At 62.4% G+C, this 22,569-nt stretch carries 20 protein-coding genes; 16 read left to right on the top strand and 4 right to left on the bottom strand.

Annotation, left to right across the window (positions count from 1 at the left end):
* Positions 1-81: 81 nt before the first annotated feature.
* From Q1V60_RS17625 to Q1V60_RS17655, 7 genes are all read left to right on the top strand, one after another.
* Positions 82-1,008, top strand: a complete 927-nt coding sequence (locus Q1V60_RS17625; RefSeq protein WP_300632921.1) for a sugar ABC transporter permease — start codon at positions 82-84, stop codon at positions 1,006-1,008.
* A gap of 10 nt (positions 1,009-1,018) precedes the next feature.
* Positions 1,019-1,849: a carbohydrate ABC transporter permease gene (locus Q1V60_RS17630; protein ID WP_065887345.1), complete on the top strand. Its 831-nt coding sequence runs from the start codon at positions 1,019-1,021 to the stop codon at positions 1,847-1,849.
* Between the two features lie 23 nt (positions 1,850-1,872).
* A complete protein-coding gene (gene ugpC / locus Q1V60_RS17635) occupies positions 1,873-2,976 on the top strand; it encodes a sn-glycerol-3-phosphate ABC transporter ATP-binding protein UgpC (RefSeq protein WP_300632925.1) in 1,104 nt (367 codons plus the stop codon).
* Between the two features lie 18 nt (positions 2,977-2,994).
* Entirely contained in the window at positions 2,995-4,476 is a 1,482-nt protein-coding gene (locus Q1V60_RS17640) for a mannitol dehydrogenase family protein (protein ID WP_300632927.1), read from the top strand.
* Between the two features lie 140 nt (positions 4,477-4,616).
* Positions 4,617-6,098, top strand: a complete 1,482-nt coding sequence (gene xylB, locus Q1V60_RS17645) for a xylulokinase (RefSeq protein ID WP_300632929.1) — start codon at positions 4,617-4,619, stop codon at positions 6,096-6,098.
* A 12-nt stretch (positions 6,099-6,110) separates the two neighbouring features.
* On the top strand, positions 6,111-7,049 hold the full coding sequence (locus Q1V60_RS17650) for a carbohydrate kinase (RefSeq protein WP_300632931.1): 939 nt from the start codon (positions 6,111-6,113) through the stop codon (positions 7,047-7,049).
* 118 nt (positions 7,050-7,167) lie between these two features.
* Positions 7,168-9,771, top strand: coding sequence for an autotransporter outer membrane beta-barrel domain-containing protein (locus Q1V60_RS17655; protein ID WP_300632933.1), 2,604 nt, complete (start codon positions 7,168-7,170; stop codon positions 9,769-9,771).
* A 76-nt stretch (positions 9,772-9,847) separates the two neighbouring features.
* Here the strand turns inward: Q1V60_RS17655 and Q1V60_RS17660 are convergent, their stop codons facing one another.
* Positions 9,848-10,114, bottom strand: coding sequence for a DUF1652 domain-containing protein (locus Q1V60_RS17660; RefSeq protein WP_300632935.1), 267 nt, complete (start codon positions 10,112-10,114; stop codon positions 9,848-9,850).
* A gap of 371 nt (positions 10,115-10,485) precedes the next feature.
* Between Q1V60_RS17660 and Q1V60_RS17665 the strand changes: the two genes are divergently transcribed.
* Both Q1V60_RS17665 and map read left to right on the top strand, forming a co-directional pair.
* The gene (locus Q1V60_RS17665; RefSeq protein WP_181282420.1) at positions 10,486-10,689 is read left to right on the top strand and encodes a ParD-like family protein; all 204 of its coding nucleotides are present in this window, start codon (positions 10,486-10,488) and stop codon (positions 10,687-10,689) included.
* Positions 10,686-11,465, top strand: a complete 780-nt coding sequence (map, locus tag Q1V60_RS17670) for a type I methionyl aminopeptidase (RefSeq protein WP_300632938.1) — start codon at positions 10,686-10,688, stop codon at positions 11,463-11,465. Before Q1V60_RS17665 ends, map begins: the two co-directional genes overlap by 4 nt.
* 187 nt (positions 11,466-11,652) lie before the next feature.
* Here the strand turns inward: map and Q1V60_RS17675 are convergent, their stop codons facing one another.
* Entirely contained in the window at positions 11,653-12,438 is a 786-nt protein-coding gene (locus Q1V60_RS17675; RefSeq protein WP_300632940.1) for a sulfite exporter TauE/SafE family protein, read from the bottom strand.
* A gap of 192 nt (positions 12,439-12,630) precedes the next feature.
* Here Q1V60_RS17675 and Q1V60_RS17680 point away from each other — a divergent pair, with 192 nt between their 5' ends.
* The 3 genes from Q1V60_RS17680 (at position 12,631) to Q1V60_RS17690 (ending at position 14,441) form a co-directional block, all read left to right on the top strand.
* A complete protein-coding gene (locus tag Q1V60_RS17680) occupies positions 12,631-13,152 on the top strand; it encodes a DUF3455 domain-containing protein (protein WP_300632942.1) in 522 nt (173 codons plus the stop codon).
* A gap of 87 nt (positions 13,153-13,239) precedes the next feature.
* Complete coding sequence (locus Q1V60_RS17685) at positions 13,240-13,770, top strand: sigma-70 family RNA polymerase sigma factor (protein ID WP_300632944.1); 531 nt, start codon at positions 13,240-13,242, stop codon at positions 13,768-13,770.
* Positions 13,767-14,441, top strand: a complete 675-nt coding sequence (locus Q1V60_RS17690) for an anti-sigma factor (protein ID WP_300632946.1) — start codon at positions 13,767-13,769, stop codon at positions 14,439-14,441. The genes Q1V60_RS17685 and Q1V60_RS17690 overlap by 4 nt, the downstream gene beginning before the upstream one ends.
* Here the strand turns inward: Q1V60_RS17690 and Q1V60_RS17695 are convergent, their stop codons facing one another.
* Together Q1V60_RS17695 and Q1V60_RS17700 are read right to left on the bottom strand one after the other, a co-directional pair.
* A complete protein-coding gene (locus Q1V60_RS17695; RefSeq protein ID WP_300632948.1) occupies positions 14,442-15,743 on the bottom strand; it encodes an ATP-binding protein in 1,302 nt (433 codons plus the stop codon).
* Between the two features lie 3 nt (positions 15,744-15,746).
* Positions 15,747-16,448 carry a response regulator transcription factor gene (locus tag Q1V60_RS17700; protein ID WP_300632950.1) on the bottom strand — a complete coding sequence of 234 codons (702 nt, stop codon included), beginning with the start codon at positions 16,446-16,448 and terminating at the stop codon, positions 15,747-15,749.
* A gap of 187 nt (positions 16,449-16,635) precedes the next feature.
* Here Q1V60_RS17700 and Q1V60_RS17705 point away from each other — a divergent pair, with 187 nt between their 5' ends.
* The 4 genes from Q1V60_RS17705 to Q1V60_RS17720 all read left to right on the top strand — a co-directional run bounded on the left by Q1V60_RS17705 (position 16,636) and on the right by Q1V60_RS17720 (position 22,547).
* Complete coding sequence (locus Q1V60_RS17705) at positions 16,636-17,778, top strand: efflux RND transporter periplasmic adaptor subunit (protein ID WP_300632952.1); 1,143 nt, start codon at positions 16,636-16,638, stop codon at positions 17,776-17,778.
* A gap of 6 nt (positions 17,779-17,784) precedes the next feature.
* Positions 17,785-20,877 carry an efflux RND transporter permease subunit gene (locus Q1V60_RS17710; RefSeq protein ID WP_300632954.1) on the top strand — a complete coding sequence of 1,031 codons (3,093 nt, stop codon included), beginning with the start codon at positions 17,785-17,787 and terminating at the stop codon, positions 20,875-20,877.
* Between the two features lie 114 nt (positions 20,878-20,991).
* Positions 20,992-21,633, top strand: a complete 642-nt coding sequence (locus tag Q1V60_RS17715) for a DUF1345 domain-containing protein (RefSeq protein WP_300632956.1) — start codon at positions 20,992-20,994, stop codon at positions 21,631-21,633.
* Positions 21,634-21,707: 74 nt separating this feature from the next.
* A complete protein-coding gene (locus tag Q1V60_RS17720; protein WP_300632958.1) occupies positions 21,708-22,547 on the top strand; it encodes an AraC family transcriptional regulator in 840 nt (279 codons plus the stop codon).
* The last annotated feature ends 22 nt before the right edge of the window (positions 22,548-22,569 follow it).

The raw sequence follows: 22,569 nt of genomic DNA on the forward strand, positions 1-22,569 counted from the left end.
ACCGTATTCGCGAGCAAGCCCGCTCCCACACTGACCGCGCTTCGACTCATGTTCTGCATGTACCTGACTGGTTCTGACCCTATGAATACGAACACTGCCCAAGTGCAAACCGCCGTGCCCGACAAGCCGCGCAAAAACCGCCTGGCCAACCCCGGCTGGTTCCTCGTCAGCCCCTCGGTGGCCTTGCTGCTGCTGTGGATGATCGTGCCCCTGGGCATGACCCTGTACTTTTCGCTGATCCGCTACAACCTGCTCTACCCCGGCGAAAACCAATTCGTCGGGCTGGAAAACTTCACCTACTTCGTCACCGACTCGGGCTTCCTGCCCGGTGCCACCAATACGCTGTTGCTGGTGGGCAGCGTGCTGCTGATCAGTGTGGTGTTCGGCGTGTTGATCAGTGCGCTGCTGGAGGCCAGTGAGTTCTTCGGTCGCGGCCTTGTGCGGGTGCTGTTGATTTCGCCGTTCTTCATCATGCCCACCGTCGGCGCGTTGATCTGGAAGAACCTGATTTTCCACCCGGTGTCGGGGATTCTCGCCGCCGTGTGGAAGTTCTTCGGCGCAGAGCCGGTGGATTGGCTGGCGCACTATCCGCTGCTGTCGATCATCATCATTGTGTCGTGGCAGTGGCTGCCCTTCGCGATCCTGCTGCTGATGACCGCCATGCAGTCCCTCGACCAGGAACAAAAGGAAGCCGCACGCCTGGACGGTGCCGGCGCCATCGCGATTTTCTGGCACCTGACCCTGCCGCACCTGGCCCGCCCGATTGCGGTGGTGGTGATGATCGAGACCATCTTCCTGCTCTCGGTGTTCGCCGAAATCTTCACCACCACCAACGGTGGCCCCGGCTACGCCTCGACCAACCTCGCCTACCTGATCTACAACCAGGCGCTGGTGCAGTTCGACGTGGGCATGGCCTCGGCCGGCGGCTTGATTGCCGTGGTCATCGCCAATATCGCGGCGATCATCCTGGTGCGGATGATCGGCAAAAACCTGACTGACAAGCCTTGAGGGCCGCGCCATGACGCTTCAACAATCCCGCCGCCTGCAAAGCCTGTTGCTCGGCACCCTGGCCTGGGCCATCGCGATCCTGATTTTCTTCCCGATCTTCTGGATGGTGCTGACCAGCTTCAAGACCGAAATCGACGCCTTCGCCACGCCGCCGCAGTTCATCTTCACGCCGACGCTGGAGAACTACCTGCACATCAACGAGCGCAGCAACTACTTCGCCTACGCGTGGAACTCGGTGCTGATTTCATTCAGTGCCACCGCGCTGTGCCTGCTGATCTCGGTGCCCGCTGCCTACTCCATGGCGTTCTACGAAACCCAGCGCACCAAGGGTACGCTGCTGTGGATGCTGTCCACCAAGATGCTGCCGCCGGTGGGCGTGCTGATGCCGATCTACCTGTTGGCCAAGAGCTTCGGCCTGCTGGATACGCGCATTGCGCTGATCATCATTTACACCCTGATCAACCTGCCGATTGTGGTGTGGATGGTTTACACCTACTTCAAGGACATTCCCAAGGACATCCTCGAGGCCGCGCGCCTGGATGGCGCCACCCTGTGGCAGGAAATGGTCCGGGTGCTGTTGCCGATCGCCAAGGGCGGCCTGGCCTCCACCGTGCTGCTGTCGCTGATTTTGTGTTGGAACGAGGCCTTCTGGTCGCTGAACCTGACGTCCTCGAGCGCCGCACCGCTGACCGCGCTGATCGCCTCCTACTCCAGCCCCGAAGGCTTGTTCTGGGCCAAGTTGTCTGCGGTTTCGACCCTGGCTTGCGCGCCGATCCTGATCTTTGGCTGGATCAGCCAGAAACAGCTGGTGCGCGGCCTGTCGTTCGGTGCCGTTAAATAATAATTCCAAGCGGAGGGCCCATCATGGCCAACCTGAAAATCAAGAATCTGCAAAAAGGCTTCGAAGGTTTTTCCATCATCAAGGGCATCGACCTGGAAGTGAATGACAAGGAGTTCGTGGTGTTCGTCGGCCCCTCGGGCTGCGGTAAATCCACGCTGCTGCGGCTGATCGCCGGCCTGGAAGAGGTCAGCGAAGGCACCATCGAGCTGGATGGCCGCGACATCACCGAGGTGACCCCGGCCAAGCGCGACCTGGCGATGGTGTTCCAGACCTACGCCCTGTACCCGCACATGAGCGTGCGCAAGAACATGTCGTTCGCCCTCGACCTGGCCGGCGTCGACAAGAAACTGGTGGACAGCAAGGTCAGCGAAGCGGCGCGCATTCTGGAGCTGGGCCCGCTGCTGGAGCGCAAGCCCAAGCAGCTCTCCGGTGGCCAGCGCCAGCGCGTGGCGATTGGCCGGGCGATTGTGCGTAACCCGAAGATCTTCCTGTTCGACGAACCGTTGTCCAACCTCGACGCCGCCCTGCGCGTGCAGATGCGCCTGGAACTGGCACGCCTGCATAAAGAACTGCAAGCCACCATGATCTACGTGACCCACGACCAGGTCGAAGCCATGACCCTGGCCGACAAAGTGGTGGTGCTCAACAGCGGCCGCATCGAGCAGGTCGGCTCGCCGCTGGAGCTGTACCACCAGCCGGCCAACCTGTTTGTGGCAGGCTTTCTCGGCACGCCAAAGATGGGCTTCCTCAAGGGCAAGGTGACGCGGGTTGAAGCCCAGGGCTGTGATGTACAACTGGACGCCGGCACGCTGATCACCCTGGCGCTCAGCGGCCCGACCCTGAGCGTGGGCAGCGCCGTGACCCTGGGCATTCGCCCGGAGCACCTGGAAATTGCCACGCCTGGCCAAACCACGCTGACCGTCACCGCCGACGTCGGCGAACGCCTGGGCAGCGACACTTTCTGCCACGTCATCACGGCCAACGGCGAGCCGCTGACCATGCGCATCCGCGGGGACATGGCCAGCCAGTATGGCGAAACGCTGCACCTGCACCTCGACCCGGCGCACTGCCATCTGTTCGACACCGACGGCGCGGCCGTCGCCCGCCCCCTGCGCGCTGCCGCCTGATCACGCGAGTATTTCCAGATGAAACTGAATAAACACAACCTCACCCTGCTGGCGCCGGACGTGCAACGGCCGGCCTACACGATTGCCGACACCCGCCAGGGCATCGCGCATATCGGCGTCGGCGGTTTCCACCGCGCGCATCAGGCGTATTACACCGATGCCTTGATGAATACCGGCGAGGGCCTGGACTGGAGCATCTGCGGCGTTGGCCTGCGTGCCGAGGACCGCAAGGCCCGCGACGACCTGGCCGGGCAGGATTATTTGTTCACCCTGTATGAATTGGGCGACACCAACGACACCGAAGTGCGCGTGATCGGCTCGATCAGCGACATGTTGCTGGCCGAGGACGGCGCCCAGGCGTTGATCGACAAACTGGCCGACCCCGCCATTCGTATCGTGTCGCTGACCATCACCGAAGGCGGCTATTGCATCGACGACAGCAACGGCGAATTCATGGCCCATCTGCCGCAGATCCAGCATGACCTCGCGCACCCCGGCGCACCGAAGACCGTGTTCGGGTTCATCTGCGCCGCGCTGGGCAAACGCCGCGCCGCCGGTACCCCGGCGTTCACCGTGATGTCCTGCGATAACCTGCCGCATAACGGCGCTGTCACACGCAAGGCCCTGCTGGCGTTCGCCGCGCTGCACGATGCGCAACTGCATGATTGGATAAAGGCCAATGTGAGCTTCCCCAATGCCATGGTCGACCGCATTACGCCGATGACCAGCACCGCCCACCGCCTGCAACTGCATGATGAACACGGTATCGACGATGCCTGGCCGGTGGTGTGCGAACCCTTTGTGCAATGGGTGCTGGAAGACACATTCGTCAACGGTCGCCCGGCCTGGGAAAAGGTCGGCGTGCAGTTTACCGATGACGTGACGCCCTACGAAGAAATGAAGATCGGCCTGCTGAACGGCAGCCACCTGGCCCTGACTTACCTGGGCTTTCTCAAGGGCTACCGGTTCGTTCACGACACCCTGAACGACCCGCTCTTCGTGGCCTACCTGCGCGCCTACATGGACCTGGACGTCACACCGAACCTGGCGCCCGTGCCCGGTATCGACCTGACCGAGTACAAGCAGACCCTGATCGACCGCTTCTCCAACCAGGCAATCGCCGACCAACTGGAGCGGGTGTGTTCGGATGGTTCGTCGAAGTTTCCCAAATTCACCGTGCCGACCATCAATCGCTTGATCGCCGATGGCCGCGAGACCGAGCGCGCGGCGCTGGTGGTGGCCGCCTGGGCGTTGTACTTGAAGGGTGTCGACGAACAGGGCGTGGCCTACAAGATTCCCGACCCCCGTGCCGAATTCTGCCAGGCGCTGGTCAGTGATGATGCGCTGATCAGCGAACGCCTGCTGGGCGTGGAAGAGATTTTCGGCACGGCTATTCCCAACTCACCCGCGTTTGTGGCAGCGTTCGAGCGGTGCTATGCAAGCCTGCGTGACAACGGCGTCACCGCAACACTGCAACACCTGCTGAATAAACTGGCTTAAAAAATGTGGGAGCGGGCTTGCTCGCGAATGCGGTGGGTCAGTCAATCTATTCTTCACTGACCCATCGCATTCACGAGCCACCCGCTCCCACCCTTGATAGGGTTTCACACTCCAAAAACAAAACTGCTGAGCACCCCACCATGACCCAGCAAAACCTGTTCCTCGGCATCGACTGCGGCACCCAGGGCACCAAAGCCATCGTCCTCGACGCGTCCAGCGGCAAGGTGTTGGGCCTGGGCGCCGCCGCGCACACATTGATCAGCGGCGCCAACGGCCGGCGTGAACAACACACCCAGGAATGGCTGGACGCCTTCACCGAAGCCACCCACCGCGCCCTGCAACAAGCCGGGGTGGACGGCCAGGACATCCTCGGCATCGGCGTTTCCGGCCAGCAACACGGGCTGGTTTTACTCGACGCCCAGGGCCAGGTACTGCGCCCGGCCAAGCTGTGGTGCGACACCGAAACCGCGCCGGAAAACGACCGCCTGTTGCAGCATCTGGGCGGCGAAAGCGGCTCGCTGGAGCGCCTGGGCGTGGCCATTGCGCCGGGCTACACAGTGTCCAAACTGCTCTGGACCCGCGAACAGCACCCGGACCTGTTTGCGCGCATCGCGCATATCCTGCTGCCCCACGATTACCTCAATTACTGGCTCACCGGCCGCGCCGTCGCCGAATACGGCGATGCCTCGGGCACCGGCTATTTCAACGTGCGTCGCCGTGAATGGGACGTGGCGCTGCTGCAGCACATCGACCCCAGTGGTCGCCTGCAAGCGGCGCTGCCCGAGCTGATCGCAGCGGATCAAGCGGTGGGCACGATCCTGCCGGCCATCGCTGAACGGTTGGGCATCAACCCCGACGCGATCGTCGCCAGCGGCGGCGGCGACAACATGATGGGCGCCATCGGCACCGGTAATATCGCCCCCGGTGTGATCACCATGAGCCTTGGCTCATCGGGCACCGTCTATGCGTTTGCCGACCAGCCCAACGTAAGCCCGCAGGCGTCGGTCGCCACCTTCTGCTCATCCAGCGGCGGCTGGTTGCCGTTGATCTGCACGATGAACCTGACCAACGCCACCGGCGTGGTCCGCGAGCTGTTCGAGCTGGACTTGAACGCCTTCAACGCCCTGGTCGAGCAGGCCCCCATCGGCGCGGACGGGGTAAGCATGCTGCCCTTCCTCAACGGCGAACGGGTCCCCGCCCTGCCCCAAGCCACCGGTAGCCTGCACGGGCTGACCATGACCAACCTGACCCGCGCCAACCTGTGCCGCGCCGTGGTCGAAGGCACCACCTTCGGCTTGCGCTACGGCCTGGACCTGCTGCGCCAGACCGGCCTGCAAAGCCTGCGCATCCGGTTGATCGGCGGCGGTTCGAAAAGCCCGCTGTGGCGGCAGATGGTCGCCGATATCATGAACACCGAAGTGGTGTGTACCGAACAAAGCGAGGCCGCTGCCCTGGGCGCGGCGATCCAGGCGGCGTGGTGCCAGTCCGGGGAATCCCTGGCCGACCTGTGCGACAGGTGCGTAAGCCTCGACCCGGCCAGCCGCACCCTGCCGGAGCCCGCCAATGTCAGTGCCTATCAACAGGCCTACGAGCGCTATCAACAGCTTGTGGCAACCCTTTAAGAGCGAGCGACTATGTATCTGGTGTGTGGTGAAGCGCTGTTTGATTTTTTCAGCGAGGAAGATGCCGACGGGCAGGCTGCCAGGCTCAATTACAAGGCGATTGCCGGTGGTTCGCCGTTCAACGTGGCGGTCGGCCTGCGCCGCCTGGGTATCGAGGCCGGGTTCTTTGCCGGGGTTTCCAACGACTACCTGGGCCGGCGCCTGTTGCAGGTGCTCAAGGACGAAGGCGTGAGTGAAGACTACCTGGTGCAGTTCGACGCGCCGACCACCCTGGCCATGGTGGCCGTGGGGGCCAATGGTTCACCGCAATACAGCTTTCGTGGCGAAGGCTGTGCGGACCGGCAATTGCAGGTGACGCATCTGCCGCCCCTGGGCGATGAGGTTCGCGGGCTGCATGTGGGCTCGTTTTCGCTGGTGGTGCAGCCGATCGGCGACACGCTGCTCAGCCTGGTCAAGCGCGAAAGCGGCAAGCGCCTGATCAGCCTCGACCCCAACGTACGCCTGAACCCGCAACCGGACATTCAACTGTGGCGCGACCGTGTGGCGCAGTTGGTCGAGCATGCGGACCTGATCAAAGTCAGCGATGAAGATTTGCACCTGCTCTACCCCGAACAGTCCCCGGAAAGCGTGCTGCAAGGCTGGCTGCAACACCGCTGCCAGTTGGTATTTCTCACCCGTGGCGGCGATGGCGCCACGGTGTTCAGCCGCCGGCACGGCCAATGGTCACAGCCGGCAATCGACATCGTGATGGCCGACACGGTCGGCGCCGGCGACACCTTCCAGGCTGCGCTGATCGCCTGGTTGACCGAGCACCAATTGGACTCGGTCGAGGGGCTGCAACAGCTCAGCCGCGAGCAGATCGACAGCATGCTCGGCTTTGCGATCAGCGCCGCGGCGCTGACCTGCACCCGCACCGGGCCGGACCTGCCTTACCGCAGCCAGTTGGGCTGATCGCCCTACAGGCCGCGCCCTGCGCGGCCTGCTGCCTTTTATCCGAAAATCTTGCCATTCAGGAGGCCTGTGCTAAACCGAAGAACAGCAGTAATTAAAACAAGACGAAGGACGCGTTATGGTCAAGGCATCTGGTTTTCCAACCCGAGCCGTTATTGCTGTCGGCATTCTTTCACTGCAGTACTTCACGCCCCAGGCCGCGCACTCTGCGTGTGCATTCACCCCCGGCCCCGGGGACGATACTTACGTTTGCGACAGCGGCGCCAGTGCCGCTGGCCTTACCGATCTTTCAGGCAATAACAGCCTGACCCTTCCCGCAGGCGGTTCCGGAACCATCAATGGTGATGTCGTCTTCGGGACGGGCACTGATACCGTGAGCATTGATTCCGGCGTGATTGCCGGCGCAGTGCAGCAAGGCGCCGGCATCGACGACTTCATCATGAATGGCGGACGAATTCAGGCCCTGTACCAGGGCGACGGCCTCGACACCTTCAGAATGACCGACGGCATAATCGACGAAGCTTTCGAAGATGGCGATGTGGCCTACCAGAGCGGCGGCACCATCGGCCGGATAAATATGAAGCTGGACAAAAACTTCTATCACCTTTCCAACGGTGGCGTCGGGGGCAACGTGGTGACCGGTTTTGATATCGACAAGATCATCGTTTCCGGCGGCACCATCGGCGGCAATATCAGCACCAGCGGCGGCGATGACAGCATTACCGTCAGCGGAGGCCAGATCAATGGCGAGATCCGCGCCAGTGTTGGCAACGATACATTCAATTGGACGGGCGGCAACATCGGGGCCAACGTGCTGATGGGCGATGGCGATGATATCGCCGTGGTGAGCGGCCTCAATGAAAGCCAACTGTCCAGTACTCCCTCCCTGGACGGCGGCCTGGGCAATGATCAACTGACCTTCGATGGCACCACCTCCAGTACGCCCGCCCGCTATATCGGCTGGGAGACGGTCAATCTCACCAAAGCCTCACGCTTTGACCTGGCCGGTGATTTTTTCCTCGGCGACAGTGAGAGCAACACCGGTACGTTCAACATCGACCCCAGCAGCACCCTGCCCGTGACCCAAGGCGCAATCCGCCCCTACACCGCGGGCCAATCGGTAACACTGAACAACGCAGGCACGATCGACATGACCACCGGCAGCGCCACTGCCGGCGATGCGCTCACGGTGCACGGCGCATACGTGGGCGACAACGGGCAATTGTGGCTGCAAACCGTTCTCGGAGATGACAACTCCGCCACGGACAAGCTGGTGGTGTCCGGCGGCACGCTCAGCGGCCACACCCAATTGGCCGTGACCAACCTTGGCGGTATCGGTGGCTTTACCCAGAGCAACGGCATCGAGGTGGTCCAGGCCCTCAACGGGGCCACCAGCAGTACTGATGCTTTTGCCTTGAAGGGCGCGGTGTCGGCCGGTGCCTATGAATACCGGTTGTTCAAAGGCGGCGTGACCGCCGGTACGGAAAACAACTGGTACCTGCGCTCCTCGGTGGTGGCCGTGCAGCCACCCGTCGTCCCGCCGGTACCGCCCACCCCGCCGGTGGTGGTGCCTGTTGCACCGATTACGCCAACGCCTCCGGTTGTCGGCCCCGATGAACCACCGGTGGAGCCACCGACCGCGCAACCGGTCGCGCCGATCGAGCCCCCGGCGCCACCGCCGAGCCAGGTCGCGGCCGCCAATTCACCGCAACCCGCCGCCAGCAGCCCGGCGTTGCCAACGGCTGTGGCCGGTGCCGAACCCATCCCGCTGTACCGCCTGGAAGTGCCGGTGTATTCGGTAGTCATCCCGGCCGCGCAAATAATGACCCGAATGGCCCTGGGCACGTTTCATGAACGCCAGGGCGAGCAAAGCCTGCTCACTGAAACCGGTGCGGTTCCGGCCGGCTGGGCACGTGCCTATGGCGGTGATTTCAACAAACAATGGTCGGGCACCGTGTCGCCAAGCTTCGACGGCAGCGTCAAGGGTTATCAGGTGGGGCATGACCTCTACGCTGCGCAAACCAGCGGCGGGCAACTGCAACGTTTCGGCCTGTTCATCGGGCAGAGTCGCTTGCGGGGCGATGTGAAGGGCTTTGCAGAAGGCTTTCAGGATCGGCGCTCCGGACGGGTCAAACTCGACGGCGATAACTTCGGCGCCTACTGGACCCTCACTGACCCAAGTGGCTGGTACGTCGATCTTGTCGCCATGGGTACGCGCCTGGACGGTGATAACAAATCCGACCGTGGCGTGAAGATGAACACCAAGGGCCATGCCTTGGCGCTGTCCGCCGAAGCGGGTTATCCGATCACCGTTTCCGAACATTGGGTGGTGGAACCCCAGGCTCAGGTGATCCGCCAGACCATCGACCTGGACAGCCAGAACGACGGTATTTCCAAGGTATCGTTCGATTCCCAAGAGTATTGGACCGGCCGTCTCGGTGCCCGCGCCAAAGGCCGCTACGTGGTGGGCAACACGCCTGTGGAACCCTACGTGCACGCCAGTGCCTGGCGTACGTTCAATGGCCACGACACGGTGACTTATGATGATGTGGACCGCATCAAGAGCGATCACAAGTCATCCACCGCCGATGTCGGCGTAGGGGTCGTCGCCCAATTGTCGTCAGCGGTGAGCGTTTACCTGGCGGCGGACTACACCACCAATCTGGATGGCAACGCCCAGGAGGGTGTGAGCGGCAACGCCGGGGTGCGCGTGCGCTGGTAAACACGGTGCTGTATGCCAATAAACTCGGGGCCTGGTCGTACCAGGCCCGCGGGTCAACGCCGGATGACGCACGCCACTAAAACCCGCGCCCTCCTGCTCGGTGCAGAACAGGCGTATGGGCGTGCTTGAGGTCCTCGCGCAGCCCGGTAATCAGGTTGCAAATGGCACGACTGCTGTCGAGTTTGTCAGCGTTTATACCTTTTACCTCCAGGTCCACGCGATCACGGTCGCGTTCGTCGTACACCTTGATCGTCAGTGACGCATCTTCGGCTTTGGTGCACTCACACCGTTTAGGCAGAAAACTTCCTTCAATAATGCTGCGAAGTTCCAGTTCCGAAAGCATGGCTAACCTCTCCTTTTTTGAGACTGCCAATAGATTGATATGTATCCGACAGGCACTTGCCTGCCACGTCTTGCCGGCCTTGGAAGACGCCTTCAACAACCAAGCCTACTCGGCAAAATCCACCGCTGTTGTAACCTTTCTTCATAAGCGCGACGCTTGCTTATATAGCGCGGGACTGGTTGTTCAAATCATCGTCGAACCGCACCGATTAAACGTTTAACCGGCAGTTGCGAAACGGCTGGAATTAACGTCGTCGTTTTCTTTGCAACATATGGCAAAACAATCAGCGGCTCACCCATCCGTCGAACGGAGGTTTCGCACAGCATACGAAACATATACGCTTCGTATATCAAATCCTACCGTGGAAGCTTATGGGCATCGTCAAGATCACCGACCAACTGCATGAACAACTGCGCCTGGCCAGCGCCGCGATGGACCGTTCCATCAACGCCCAGGCCGAGTTCTGGATCAAGATTGGCCTCTTGGCCGAGCTTAATCCTCAGCTGCCCTATAACGAGCTGATCAACAGGCTGTTGCTGGACAAGCCCGACCTGATTCGGGGGCGCAGTCAATGATCAAGACTCCACAACAGCTGGCGGTCATGCGCGAGTCCGGGCGCCTGCTGGCCCAGGTGTTCAGCATGCTTGACGGTTTTGTCGCCGCCGGCCGTTCCACCCTGGAACTGGACAGTGCCGTGGAAACCTTCATCCGCCAAGAGTTGAAGGCCCGCCCGGCCAGCCTCGGGCAATATGACTACCCTTTCAGCATCAATACCTCGATCAACGAGGTGGTGTGTCATGGCATGCCCAGCGCCAAGGACATCCTCAAGGACGGCGACATCATCAACATCGACATCACCCTGGAAAAAGGCGGCTTTATCGCCGACTCCAGCAAGATGTACATGATCGGCACCGTCACGCCCAAGGCGCGGCGCCTGGTCGAGACGACCTTCGAGGCGATGTGGGCGGGCATCCGCCAGGTCAGGCCCGGCGCCCGCCTGGGTGATATCGGCCATGCGATCCAGTGTCACGCGCAGGCCAACGGCTACAGCGTGGTGCGTGAATACTGCGGCCATGGCATTGGCCGGGAAATGCACGAGGAGCCGCAAGTGCTGCACTTCGGCCGCCCCGGCACCGGGCTGGAACTGCGTGAAGGCATGGTGTTTACCATTGAGCCGATGCTCAACCAGGGCAGCGCCAAGGTGCGCAGCCTCAAGGACGGTTGGACGGTGGTGACCAAGGACAACAGCCTGTCGGCGCAATGGGAACATACGGTAGCGGTGACGGCGGATGGGTTTGAGGTGCTCACCCTCAACCAGCCTGCGACGGGGTTGAACCCGGCCAAGGCCTGACGCCTGTCTCGGCTACAGCCAGCCTGTCGTTTCGCAATACCCTATGGAGCGGGCTGGCTCTAGCGAGCAAGCTTGCTTGCGCTGGGGTAAGCGTATCCAAAAAGCCGGTGCCTGCTGCGCAGTCAAGCGGGAGCAAGCTCCCTCGCCACAGCAAGCGATCGGGTCGCCGGCGGGCGCGCCATGCGGCTCAGAACGCCAGTTTGTAGCCCACCGCCATCAACATCACCGCCAGGCACGGGCGCAGCACGCCGTCCGGAATGCGGCCGGTCATGTGGCTGCCCAGGTAAATGCCCGGCAGCGAGCCGATCAGCAGGAAGCCCAGCAGGTGCCAATCCATATTGCCCATGCTCGCGTGGCCCAGGCCCGCCACCAGGGTCAGCGGCACGGCGTGGGCGATTTCAGTGCCCACCAGGCGGCGGGTGGCGAGAAACGGATACAGGATGAACAGTGCCACGGTACCCAGCGCGCCGGCACCGATGGACGTCAGCGCGACCATGGTGCCGAGGACGGCGCCCGTCACCACGGTCAGCGCGTTCAGATTGCGCGGGCGCATATGATAGTCGTCACCCGCATGGCGCTGGGCGAACGCCAACAAGGTTTTCTTGAACAGGATCGCCAGGGCCGTCAGCAGCAACACCACGCCCAGCGCTTGTTTGATCATCGCATTCATGGCGCTGGGGTCGGTGTGCAGGCTGGCGAGGAACCACAGGGTCAGCAGCACCGCCGGCACGCTGCCCAGGGTGAGCCAGCCGGTGATGGTCCAGTCGATATTTTTGTTCTTGCTGTGCACCAGCACACCACCGGATTTGGTGATGGCGGCATACAACAGGTCAGTGCCTACGGCGGTGGCCGGGTTGATCCCGAACCACAACAGGATTGGCGTCATCAACGAGCCGCCACCGACGCCTGTCATGCCCACGATAAATCCTACGATCAGGCCGGCAACCACGAAACCCACATTACCCACATCCATCACAGCTACCTGCGGCCTTATAAAATTCTGGCCGCAGGATAGCGATTTTTCTTATAACCACTTATATCAATATGATCTGACTTTATGCTTTTTTTGAATCCTGAGTTTTTTTGCACATAGCTGCATCCAATCGGTGTGCCTCCTGAGTAGTAGTCAATGTAACCCCGCTGCTCTACCCAATGGAGAAACACCATGAATGCGAAAGCCCTGCTTTGCTTGACCGGTTTACTGATCGCCGCGCCATCCGCCTTTGCCCAGGCAGGCTTGCCCGACAGCATCAAAGTGCCCGATGGGCATAAGGTGACGATGGAAACCACCGGTGTCGGCCAAATCACCTATGAGTGTCGCGATAAGGCCAACGCCGCAGGCCAGACCGAATGGACCTTCGTCGGCCCCAAAGCAGTACTCAATGACCGCAACGGCAAACAAGTGGGCAGTTATTTCGGCCCGCCCGCCACTTGGCAAGCCCAGGACGGCTCGAAGATCACCGGCACTCAAGTGGCCGTGGCGCCGTCCAGCCCGGGCAACCTGCCCTATCAGTTGGTCAAGGCCAATCCGGCCGAGGGCAAGGGCGCCATGAGCGGCGTAGCTTATGTGCAACGGGTGGCGCTCAAGGGTGGGGTTGCGCCCGGTACGCCGTGCACTGGCGCAAACAAAGGGCAACAGGAAACGGTGAAGTACCAGGCCGATTACATCTTCTGGGCCGCCAACTGAGCAAACTCGGCTACGCTGGCCATGCAGGGGCGAGCATGCTCGCCCCTGCAGAGGACGGTCGTTAACTCAGTGGCGGGAAGTGTTGGTTTGGCTGAAATTATCTTTGATTACGAAGTGTGCCTGTTGGCCTGCGCCCGCGGCGATCAGCGCGCCTTGCAGCAGCTCTATGAGCATGACAGCAGCCGCTTGCTCGGCGTGGCGCTGCGCATCACGCGCAACAAGGCACTGGCTGAAGACATCGTGCATGACGCCTTTATCAAAATCTGGCGCGGGGCGAGCAGTTTCGACCCGGTTCGCGGCTCGGCGCGCGGATGGGTGTTCAGCGTGACGCGGCACCTGGCCCTGGACGGTGTGCGCAACGCCGGGCGCGTCGTGCCCCTGGATGATCAGTACGAGCCGCTCACGGAGCCTGGCGATACCGTTGAATTTGCTGCGCGCTCCGGGCAGATCCACCACTGCCTGGAACACCTCGACCCGGCACGCCGCAGTTGCATCCTGCATGCCTATGTGGACGGTTACTCCCACAGCGAAATCGCACAGAAGCTGAGCACGCCGTTGGGCACCGTCAAAGCCTGGATCAAACGCAGCCTCGCCGCCTTGCGGGAGTGCATGGCATGAACGACACACGTGATGAACTGGCCGGCGAATACGTGCTGGGCACCCTCCCCGCCGAGCAGCGCAGCGACGTCCAGCAACTTCTCAAGCACGATGCAGCACTGCGCGCGGCAGTGGATGCCTGGGAGCAACGCCTGCTGCCCCTGACGGCGTTGGCGCAACCGGTGCCGCCTTCCGCGCAACTGTGGCGGCGCATCGAACGTCATCTCGCAACCCCGGACAAGGGCGTGCCGTGGTGGGACTTGCTAGGGTTCTGGCGCGGCCTGGCTGCTGCGGGGTTGATGGCAACCGTGGTGCTGAGCGTGCTGCTGCTGATACGCCCGCCCTTTGCCGAGCCCAGCTTCGTGGTGGTGCTGGTGGCGCCGCAAAGCCAGGCCCCCGGCTGGGTAATCCAGGCCAGCGATAATCAGCAGATCCGGTTGATTCCCCTGGGTGTGATGCAGGTACCGGCCGATAAGGCTCTGCAATTCTGGACCAAGGGCGATGGTTGGCAGGGGCCGGTCTCCCTCGGGCTGGTCAAGCCAGGGCAGACACTGTCGGTGCCCCTGGGCCAACTGCCGCCGCTGGCGCCGAATCAGCTGTTCGAACTGACGCTGGAAGAGCCAAGCGGCTCCCCCACCGGCAAGCCGACCGGGCCAATCCAGGCCATCGGCCGTGCGGTCAAAGTGCTGTGATCAATCGACGCTGGGTAACCACACGCGAAACCGCGCGCCGCCCAGCGGTGAGGCCTGGGCGGTCAACGTACCGCCCTGGGCTTCCAGGGCGCGCCGGCTGATGGCCAGGCCCAGGCCGAAACCGCCGGTGGCACGGTCGCGGCTACGGTCCAGGCGATAGAACGGCTCGAAGATGCGTTCGCGCTGGTCCGCCGGAATGCCGATGCCATCGTCATCCACCCGGATCTCACAGCCTTTGGGGCATACCTTGACGCCGACCTGGATGCGCTTGTCGCAATAACGCGTGGCGTTGCGCAGCAGGTTCTGCAAGGCGCGGGCGGTGAGGCGCGGGTCGAGGCTGAAGCGCTCCACGGCGCAGTCAAGCGCTACGTCGATAACGATCTCGGGGTTCTCCAGTTCCTCGTCGACGCTGCCCAGGACGCTGTCGATGAATTCGTCGAGCACCACCTCCACGCGCTCGGGTGACTGCGCCGGGTTTTGCAGGCGGCTGTAGGAAAGCAATTCCAGCACCAGCTCATCCAGTTCACGAATATGCGCCACCAGCCCTTGCAGGCGTTCCCGGCTGGCCGCGGGCAGGTCTTCCGACAGGGCCAGGGCCAGGCCGAAATCCAGGCGGGTCAGCGGTGTGCGCAGCTCGTGAGACACGGCGTTCAGCAGGTCGCGCTGCTGGTTCAACAGGTGTTCGATGTCATCGGCCATGGTGTCGAACACCGCCGCCAGGCTGCCGATACTGGAACTCGGCGCAATCTTTGTGCGTTCGGCCAGGTTGCCCTTGCCCAACTGCGCGGCGGTGCTTTTCAGGCGTTCCAGGTCGCGCCAATGAGGCCGCAACCACACCAGCAGGCACGCCAGCAGCGCGGCGCCGACCAGCACGTTCATCGACCAGTACAGCAGGTTCATGTCCAGCGGGTCCGGCGGAATGATCAGCTTGACCGCGAACTGGTCGTTGATCGGCGAGCTGACCTCTTCCATCCAGCCCCATTCACCCAGGCGTATCACCGCTTTGCCCTGCGCCAGCAAGTGTTCCTCGGCGGGCGTATAGCGCGCGTCCTGGCGCAGCAGCAATTGCACCTTCAACGGCGCGAAGTCGCGGCTCAGTTGATCGGTGACCTGCGACCAGTGCTCCACCGGTGCACGCAGGTATTGCTTGACGATGAGTTTTTGCAGCCCACGGGACTGTTCGATGTTGTAGTCCATGTAGCGGTGTTCGAACAGCTGAATCACCAGCTTGGGAATCAGAAAAATCGCCGCACTGTAGGTGACGATGGTGATCAGGTAGAGGCGCAGCAGGACACGAAACATGGCTCAGCATTCCCATTCGGAGCGGCTGAACAGGTAGCCCTTGCCCCACACGGTCTTGATCTTGCGCGCTTCACCGGCGTGGTCGTCGAACTTGCGCCGCAGCTTGGAGATGGCCACGTCCACCGAGCGGTCGGTGCCGTTGAACTCGATACCGCGCAGGCGTTGCAGGATCTGGTCGCGACTGAGCACCTCACCGGCATGGCGCGCCAATACCACCAGCAGGTTGTACTCGCCGCTGGACAGCTCCACCGCCTGCTCGCGCCAGGTCACGGTACGCTCGGACAGGTCGATGCACAGGTTGCCCATGATGATCCGGTCGCAGGCCACCTGGGGTTCCGACAGGCTGCTACGGCGCAGCAAGGTGCGCACACGGGCGAGCAGCACCCGGGGTTCACAGGGCTTGGTCACATAATCGTCGGCGCCCATTTCCAGGCCCAGTACCTGGTCGTGGCTGTCGTCACGGGCGGTGAGCATCAGGATCGGCAGGCCCGCCGAGTCCGCGCGCAGCAGGCGGCAGACCTGCAGGCCGTCGAGGCCGGGCAGCATCAGGTCGAGGATCACCAGGTCCGGCGGGTTCAGGCGCGCACGTTCGCGCACCAGGTCGCCACGGCTGAGTACGCTGACGTGGTAACCATTGCGTTCCAGGTAGCTGGCAATCAGTTCGGAGAGCGCGGCGTCGTCTTCCACCAGGAGGATGTTGGGCATGGTGTTTCCAGAGGATACAAATGGACGGATGTATACACATCAATGTGGAAGCAGGATTGTGCAAGGATATACGCCCGCGGCGCTCTGCGCGCCGTACCTTACATTTCTTCACAGACGCACTACATAGCTTCACAGCACCACGGCGCAGGTGACCTTAGGATGCGCCAGTCAATATTGGGATAAGAGCATGTCGAAGAATCTATTTGCGCCGTTTTGCCTGCTGGCCCTCACACTGGCGCTGAGCGCGTGTGACAAGCCTGCGGCCGAGGCGCCGGAAATGCCCCTGGCCAAAGTGCGCATCGAGACGCTGCAGGCCAGGCCCCTGTCCATCACCAGCGAATTGAGCGGGCGCATCGCTGCGCCGCGCATCGCCGAAGTGCGCGCGCGGGTCGCCGGCGTCGTGATGCAACGCGTGTTCAACGAAGGTCGCGACGTGAAACAGGGCGACGTGCTGTTTCGCATCGACCCGGCCCCATTCAAGGCCGACCTCGACAGCGCCCAGGCCAACCTGAGCAAGGCCGAGGCCAACGCGTTCCAGGCGCGCCTGCAAGAACAGCGCTACAGCCAATTGGTGGAAGGCAACGCCATCAGCGGCCAGGAATACGACAACGCCCGCGCCGCCCTGCGCCAGACCAACGCCGAAGTCGCCGCCAACAAGGCCGCCGTCGAGCGAGCCAGGTTGAACCTGGGCTACGCCACCGTAACCGCACCGATTTCCGGGCGCATCGGCCGTGCCCTGGTGACCGAAGGCGCCCTGGTCGGCCAGAACGAAGCCACGCCGCTGGCAATCATCCAGCAACTGGACCCGATCCATGCCGACCTTACCCAGTCGACCCGCGAGCTCAATGACCTGCGCCGCGCCTTCCGTGCCGGCAGTTTGAAGCAGGTCGGCCAGGACCAGGCCAAGGCCACCCTGATCCAGGATGACGGCAGCCTGTACCCGTTGCCGGGCAAGCTGCTGTTCGCCGACATCAGCGTGGACCCGGGCACCGGGCAGATCATCCTGCGCAGCGAATTCCCCAACCCGGACCTCGACCTGCTGCCCGGCAGCTTTGTGCGGGTGCGCCTGGAGCAGGCGGTCGACAAACAAGGCCTGAGCGTGCCGCAACGCGCCATCACCCGTGACAGCGCCGGCATCCCGATGGTGCTGTTGGTGGATAGCGAGCAGACCGTGCGCCAGCAGCCGGTGGAATTGGGCGCGGTACTCGACGATCGCTGGATTGTCAGCAGCGGCCTCAAGCCTGGTGACCGCGTTATCGTCGAGGGCCTGCAACATGCGCGCCCCGGTGAAAAAGTTGAAGTGGACGACAACCCGCTCGTAAAGGAATAACCCGCCATGCCGCAATTCTTTATCGACCGCCCGATCTTCGCCTGGGTGGTGGCCTTGTTCATTTTGCTGGCCGGTTTCCTGGCGATCCCGCAATTGCCGGTGGCTCAATACCCCAACGTCGCGCCACCGAAAGTGGAAATCTACGCGGTGTACCCCGGCGCGTCGGCCCAGACCCTGGATGAAAGCGTGGTCAGCCTGATCGAGCAGGAGCTCAACGGCGCCGATAACCTGCTGTACTTCGAGTCCCAGAGCAGCCTCGGTTCGGCGACCATCACCGCCACGTTCCAACCGGGCACCAACCCGGAAATGGCTCAGGTGGATGTGCAAAACCGCTTGAAGGCAGTGGAGCCTCGCCTGCCGCAAGCGGTGACGCAACAAGGCTTGCAGGTGGAGAAAGTCTCGGCCGGTTTCCTGCTGCTGGTCACGCTGACTTCCAACGACGGCAAGCTCGATGACGTGGCGCTCAGCGATTACCTGGCGCGCAACGTGATGAACGAACTCAAGCGCCTGGACGGTGTGGGCAAGGCCCAGCTGTATGGTGCCGAGCGCGCCATGCGCGTGTGGATCGACCCGCAGAAGCTGATCGGCTTCAACCTCACCCCTGCCGACGTGAATGCCGCAATCAGCGCGCAGAATGCCCAGGTCTCGGCGGGCAGCATCGGTGACTTGCCGGGCACCAACACCCAGGAAATCACCGCCGCCATTCTGGTCAAGGGCCAACTGTCGACGCCGGCGGAGTTCGCCGACATCGTGCTCAAGGCCAACCCCGACGGCTCCACCGTGCGCATCGGCGATGTGGCGCGGGTGGAAGTCGGCAGCCAGGAGTACCAGTTCTCCACGCGCCTGAACGGCAAACCGTCCACCGCCGTCAGCGTGCAGCTGTCGCCGGGCGCCAACGCGCTGAACACCGCGACCCTGGTGCGGGCGAAGATGGACGAACTGTCGCGCTATTTCCCGGCCAACGTGGAATACAAGATTCCCTACGACACCTCGCCGTTCGTCAAAGTCTCGATCACCAAAGTGATCTACACCCTGCTGGAAGCGATGGCCCTGGTATTTGCGGTGATGTTCCTGTTCCTGCAGAACGTGCGCTACACCCTGATCCCCACGCTGGTGGTGCCGATCGCGCTGATGGGCACCTTCGCCACCATGCTGTTGCTGGGTTTTTCGATCAACGTGCTGACCATGTTCGGCATGGTGCTGGCGATCGGCATCCTGGTGGACGATGCGATTGTGGTGGTGGAAAACGTCGAGCGCATCATGGCCACTGAAGGCCTGTCGCCCAAAGACGCGACGAAAAAGGCCATGGGCCAGATTACCAGCGCCATTGTCGGTATCACGTTGGTGCTGGTGGCGGTATTCCTGCCGATGGCGTTCATGCCCGGTTCGGTGGGGGTGATCTACCAGCAGTTCTCGTTGTCGATGGCCACCTCGATCCTGTTCTCGGCCTTTCTGGCCCTGACCTTGACCCCGGCGCTGTGCGCCACCTTGCTCAAGCCCATCGCCCAGGGCGAGCACCACGCCAAGGGCGGCTTCTTCGGCTGGTTCAATAAACGTTTCGAACAGCTCACCGACCGCTACGAAGGCTGGGTGGCCTACGCCCTAAAACGCAGCGGTCGTTACCTGCTTATATACCTGGTGCTGCTGGTGGCCCTGGGGCTGCTGTTCAGCCGCCTGCCCTCCTCATTCCTGCCGGTGGAAGACCAGGGCTACACCATCACCGATATCCAGCTGCCACCGGGCGCCAGCAAGAACCGCACGGTGCAGGTGGCCGAGCAGATCGAGGCGCACAACGCCGGGGAACCGGGCGTGGGCGACACCACCATGATCATGGGCTTCAGTTTCTCCGGCTCCGGGCAGAACGCGGCGCTGGCGTTCACCACGCTCAAGGACTGGTCGGAGCGCGGCAGCGATGATGCGGCGTCGTCGATTGCCGACCGCGCCAACATGGCCTTCAGCGAACTCAAGGACGCGATTGCCTATGCGGTCCTGCCACCCCCGGTAGACGGCCTGGGCACTTCCAGCGGCTTCGAATTCCGCCTGCAGGACCGTGGCGGCGTCGGCCATGCGGGGTTGATGGCCGCGCGCACCGAGTTGCTGGAAGCGGCCGCTAAAAGCCCGATCCTGGCCAACGTGCGCGAAAGCGCCCTGGCCGAAGCCCCGCAGGTGCAGCTGCAAGTGGACCGCAAACAGGCCAACGCACTGGGCGTATCGTTCGCCGACGTCGGCAATGTATTGTCGTCGGCCATCGGTTCGGCCTACGTCAACGACTTTCCCAACCAGGGCCGCATGCAGCGGGTGGTGGTGCAGGCTGAAGGCGACCAACGCAGCCAGGTGGCCGACTTGATGAAGATCAACGTGCGCAACAACGCCGGGAAAATGGTGCCGCTGTCGGCGTTTGTCGAAGCCAAATGGACCCAGGGCCCGACGCAATTGACGCGCTACAACGGCTACCCCGCCATTGCCATCAGCGGTGAAGCGGCGCCAGGGCACAGCACCGGCGAGGCGATGGACGAAATCCAGCGTCTGGTCAGCCAACTGCCCGCAGGTTTAGGCCAGGAATGGACCGGGTTGTCATTGCAGGAACGCCTGTCCGGCTCCCAGGCACCGATACTGTTGGGCCTGTCGCTGCTGATCGTGTTCCTGTGCCTGGCGGCCTTGTACGAGAGCTGGTCGATCCCGACCTCGGTATTGCTGGTGGTTCCGCTGGGTGTGCTCGGCGCGGTATTGGCGGTGAGCTTGCGCGGCATGCCCAACGATGTGTTCTTCAAGGTCGGCCTGATCACCATCATCGGCCTGTCGGCAAAGAACGCGATCTTGATCATCGAGTTCGCCAAGGACCTGTATGAACAGGGTGAGGACTTGATCGACGCCACCTTGAAGGCCGCGCGCCTGCGCCTGCGCCCGATCATCATGACGTCGCTGGCGTTCATCCTCGGCGTGGTGCCGCTGGCGATTGCCACCGGTGCCAGTTCGGCGAGCCAGCAGGCGATCGGTACGGGGGTGATTGGCGGGATGATCACGGCGACATTGGCGGTGGTGTTTGTGCCGGTGTTCTTTGTGGTAGTGATGAAGCTGGTGCGTAAACGCAGCCGTTAGCTTTAAGCTTCAAGTGGCAAGTAAGAGCAGGCCTGCTTTAACTTGCCGCCTACCGCTTGAAGCTTGCACCGGCGCAACCTATGGTGCTCATAATTTCCCCGATTCGTGAGCGCCATGCCCTTCCTCGCCCGCACCCACCCTCGCTTTTCATCCGCTGCCGTGCTCGGCCTTGCCGTAGGCATCCTGGTGCCGGCCGAGACGTTGGCCAGCAAAATCCTGATCGGCTGGAACGCCAGCGTCTGGACCTACCTGGCACTGATGCTGTGGCTGACCATTCGCGCCAAGGCCGAGGACGTCAAACGCATCGCCGAGATCGAAGACGAAAACGCCGGCCTGGTGCTGTTCATGGTGTGCATCGCCGCCATCGCCAGCCTGGCGACCATCACCTTTGAACTGGTGGGCAGCAAAGACCTGGCGGCCCACGAGCGCTTATTGCATTACGGCTTCACCGGGCTGACAGTGATCGGCTCGTGGCTGCTGATCGGGATGATCTTCAGCGTGCACTACGCCAGGCTCTATTACACCTGGACCGGCAAGGAGCCGGCGCTGCGCTTTGCCGAAGGCTTGCTCACGCCCAATTACTGGGATTTTCTGTATTTCTCGTTCACCATCGGCGTGGCGGTGCAGACGTCGGATGTGGGCGTCGCTACCCGTGGCATGCGCAAGGTCGTGCTGGGGCAATCGTTGATCGGGTTTGTGTTCAACACGGCGATCCTGGGGTTTTCGATCAATATCGCCGCAGGGCTGTTTGGCTGAGGCGTGCACAAACCTTCTAGACGCTTGGCCGCCCTCGGGCGCTAATGGCAGTACACATTCATCCTCGGTGTTTTATGGCCGCGCACAATTGGATCGACCTGTCCCAGGATACCGACACCGGTATCGAGACCCTGCGCGCGCATTTCCAAGGGCACGCCTACGATCCGCACTGGCACGACAGCTACCTGATCGGCGTCACCGAACAAGGCGTACAGCAATTCAACTGCCGCCGCGCCAGTCACTACAGTGTGCCCGGCCAGGTGTTCCTGCTGGAACCCGGCGAACTGCACGACGGCGATGCGCCTACGGCAGACGGCTTCACCTATCACATGCTCTACCTCGACCCGCAATGGCTGGCGCGAGAAGTGAGTGCGGTATTTGAAGAGGCCCCTGTCAACAGCCAGTTGAGTTTTGCCAATACCTTGATCTGCGACCCGCGCCTGGCTTCGGCCACCAGCCAAGCGTTCCAGGCGCTGCACAGCAGCGAATTGCGCATCGTGCGCCAGCGTGCGATAGACCAGTTGCTTGAACTCATCACCGGCCAACTTTACTGGCGCACCCGTTACTGCCAAGACCCGCGCCTGCCGCAGGTGGCCCACAAGGCAAGGGAATACCTGCATGCGCACCTGCATCACGACGTGGGCATGGATGAACTGGCGCGGGCCTGTAACGTCGACCGCTTCCGCCTGAACCGTGCGTTCAAGAGCGCCTTCGGCCTGCCACCCCATGCTTATCTGGTGCAACTGCGCTTGGCGCGTGCCCGGCACTTGTTGGCCAAAGGCGAGCCGCCAGCCCAGGTGGCAATGCTGCTGGGCTTTGCCGACCAAAGCCACCTGGGCCGCTGGTTTGTGCGCGCCTACGGCCTGACACCCGCGGCCTATAGCAAGCGTTGCTCAAATCTTCCAGACAGGTAATGCGTGGGCTTGTGAAGATCGA

This window comes from Pseudomonas sp. (assembly GCF_030147005.1).
Lineage (GTDB): Bacteria > Pseudomonadota > Gammaproteobacteria > Pseudomonadales > Pseudomonadaceae > Aquipseudomonas.

Coding starts and splice junctions, on each gene's coding strand:
- Q1V60_RS17660 (WP_300632935.1), bottom strand. CDS start 10,114: ATGCTTTCGGAACTGGAACTTCGCAGCATTATTGAAGGAAGTTTTCTG.
- Q1V60_RS17650 (WP_300632931.1), top strand. CDS start 6,111: ATGTATCTGGTGTGTGGTGAAGCGCTGTTTGATTTTTTCAGCGAGGAA.
- Q1V60_RS17675 (WP_300632940.1), bottom strand. CDS start 12,438: ATGGATGTGGGTAATGTGGGTTTCGTGGTTGCCGGCCTGATCGTAGGA.
- Q1V60_RS17690 (WP_300632946.1), top strand. CDS start 13,767: ATGAACGACACACGTGATGAACTGGCCGGCGAATACGTGCTGGGCACC.
- ugpC (WP_300632925.1), top strand. CDS start 1,873: ATGGCCAACCTGAAAATCAAGAATCTGCAAAAAGGCTTCGAAGGTTTT.
- Q1V60_RS17680 (WP_300632942.1), top strand. CDS start 12,631: ATGAATGCGAAAGCCCTGCTTTGCTTGACCGGTTTACTGATCGCCGCG.
- Q1V60_RS17720 (WP_300632958.1), top strand. CDS start 21,708: ATGGCCGCGCACAATTGGATCGACCTGTCCCAGGATACCGACACCGGT.
- Q1V60_RS17695 (WP_300632948.1), bottom strand. CDS start 15,743: ATGTTTCGTGTCCTGCTGCGCCTCTACCTGATCACCATCGTCACCTAC.
- Q1V60_RS17640 (WP_300632927.1), top strand. CDS start 2,995: ATGAAACTGAATAAACACAACCTCACCCTGCTGGCGCCGGACGTGCAA.
- Q1V60_RS17700 (WP_300632950.1), bottom strand. CDS start 16,448: ATGCCCAACATCCTCCTGGTGGAAGACGACGCCGCGCTCTCCGAACTG.
- Q1V60_RS17665 (WP_181282420.1), top strand. CDS start 10,486: ATGGGCATCGTCAAGATCACCGACCAACTGCATGAACAACTGCGCCTG.
- map (WP_300632938.1), top strand. CDS start 10,686: ATGATCAAGACTCCACAACAGCTGGCGGTCATGCGCGAGTCCGGGCGC.
- Q1V60_RS17715 (WP_300632956.1), top strand. CDS start 20,992: ATGCCCTTCCTCGCCCGCACCCACCCTCGCTTTTCATCCGCTGCCGTG.
- Q1V60_RS17655 (WP_300632933.1), top strand. CDS start 7,168: ATGGTCAAGGCATCTGGTTTTCCAACCCGAGCCGTTATTGCTGTCGGC.
- Q1V60_RS17625 (WP_300632921.1), top strand. CDS start 82: ATGAATACGAACACTGCCCAAGTGCAAACCGCCGTGCCCGACAAGCCG.
- Q1V60_RS17705 (WP_300632952.1), top strand. CDS start 16,636: ATGTCGAAGAATCTATTTGCGCCGTTTTGCCTGCTGGCCCTCACACTG.
- Q1V60_RS17630 (WP_065887345.1), top strand. CDS start 1,019: ATGACGCTTCAACAATCCCGCCGCCTGCAAAGCCTGTTGCTCGGCACC.
- Q1V60_RS17710 (WP_300632954.1), top strand. CDS start 17,785: ATGCCGCAATTCTTTATCGACCGCCCGATCTTCGCCTGGGTGGTGGCC.
- xylB (WP_300632929.1), top strand. CDS start 4,617: ATGACCCAGCAAAACCTGTTCCTCGGCATCGACTGCGGCACCCAGGGC.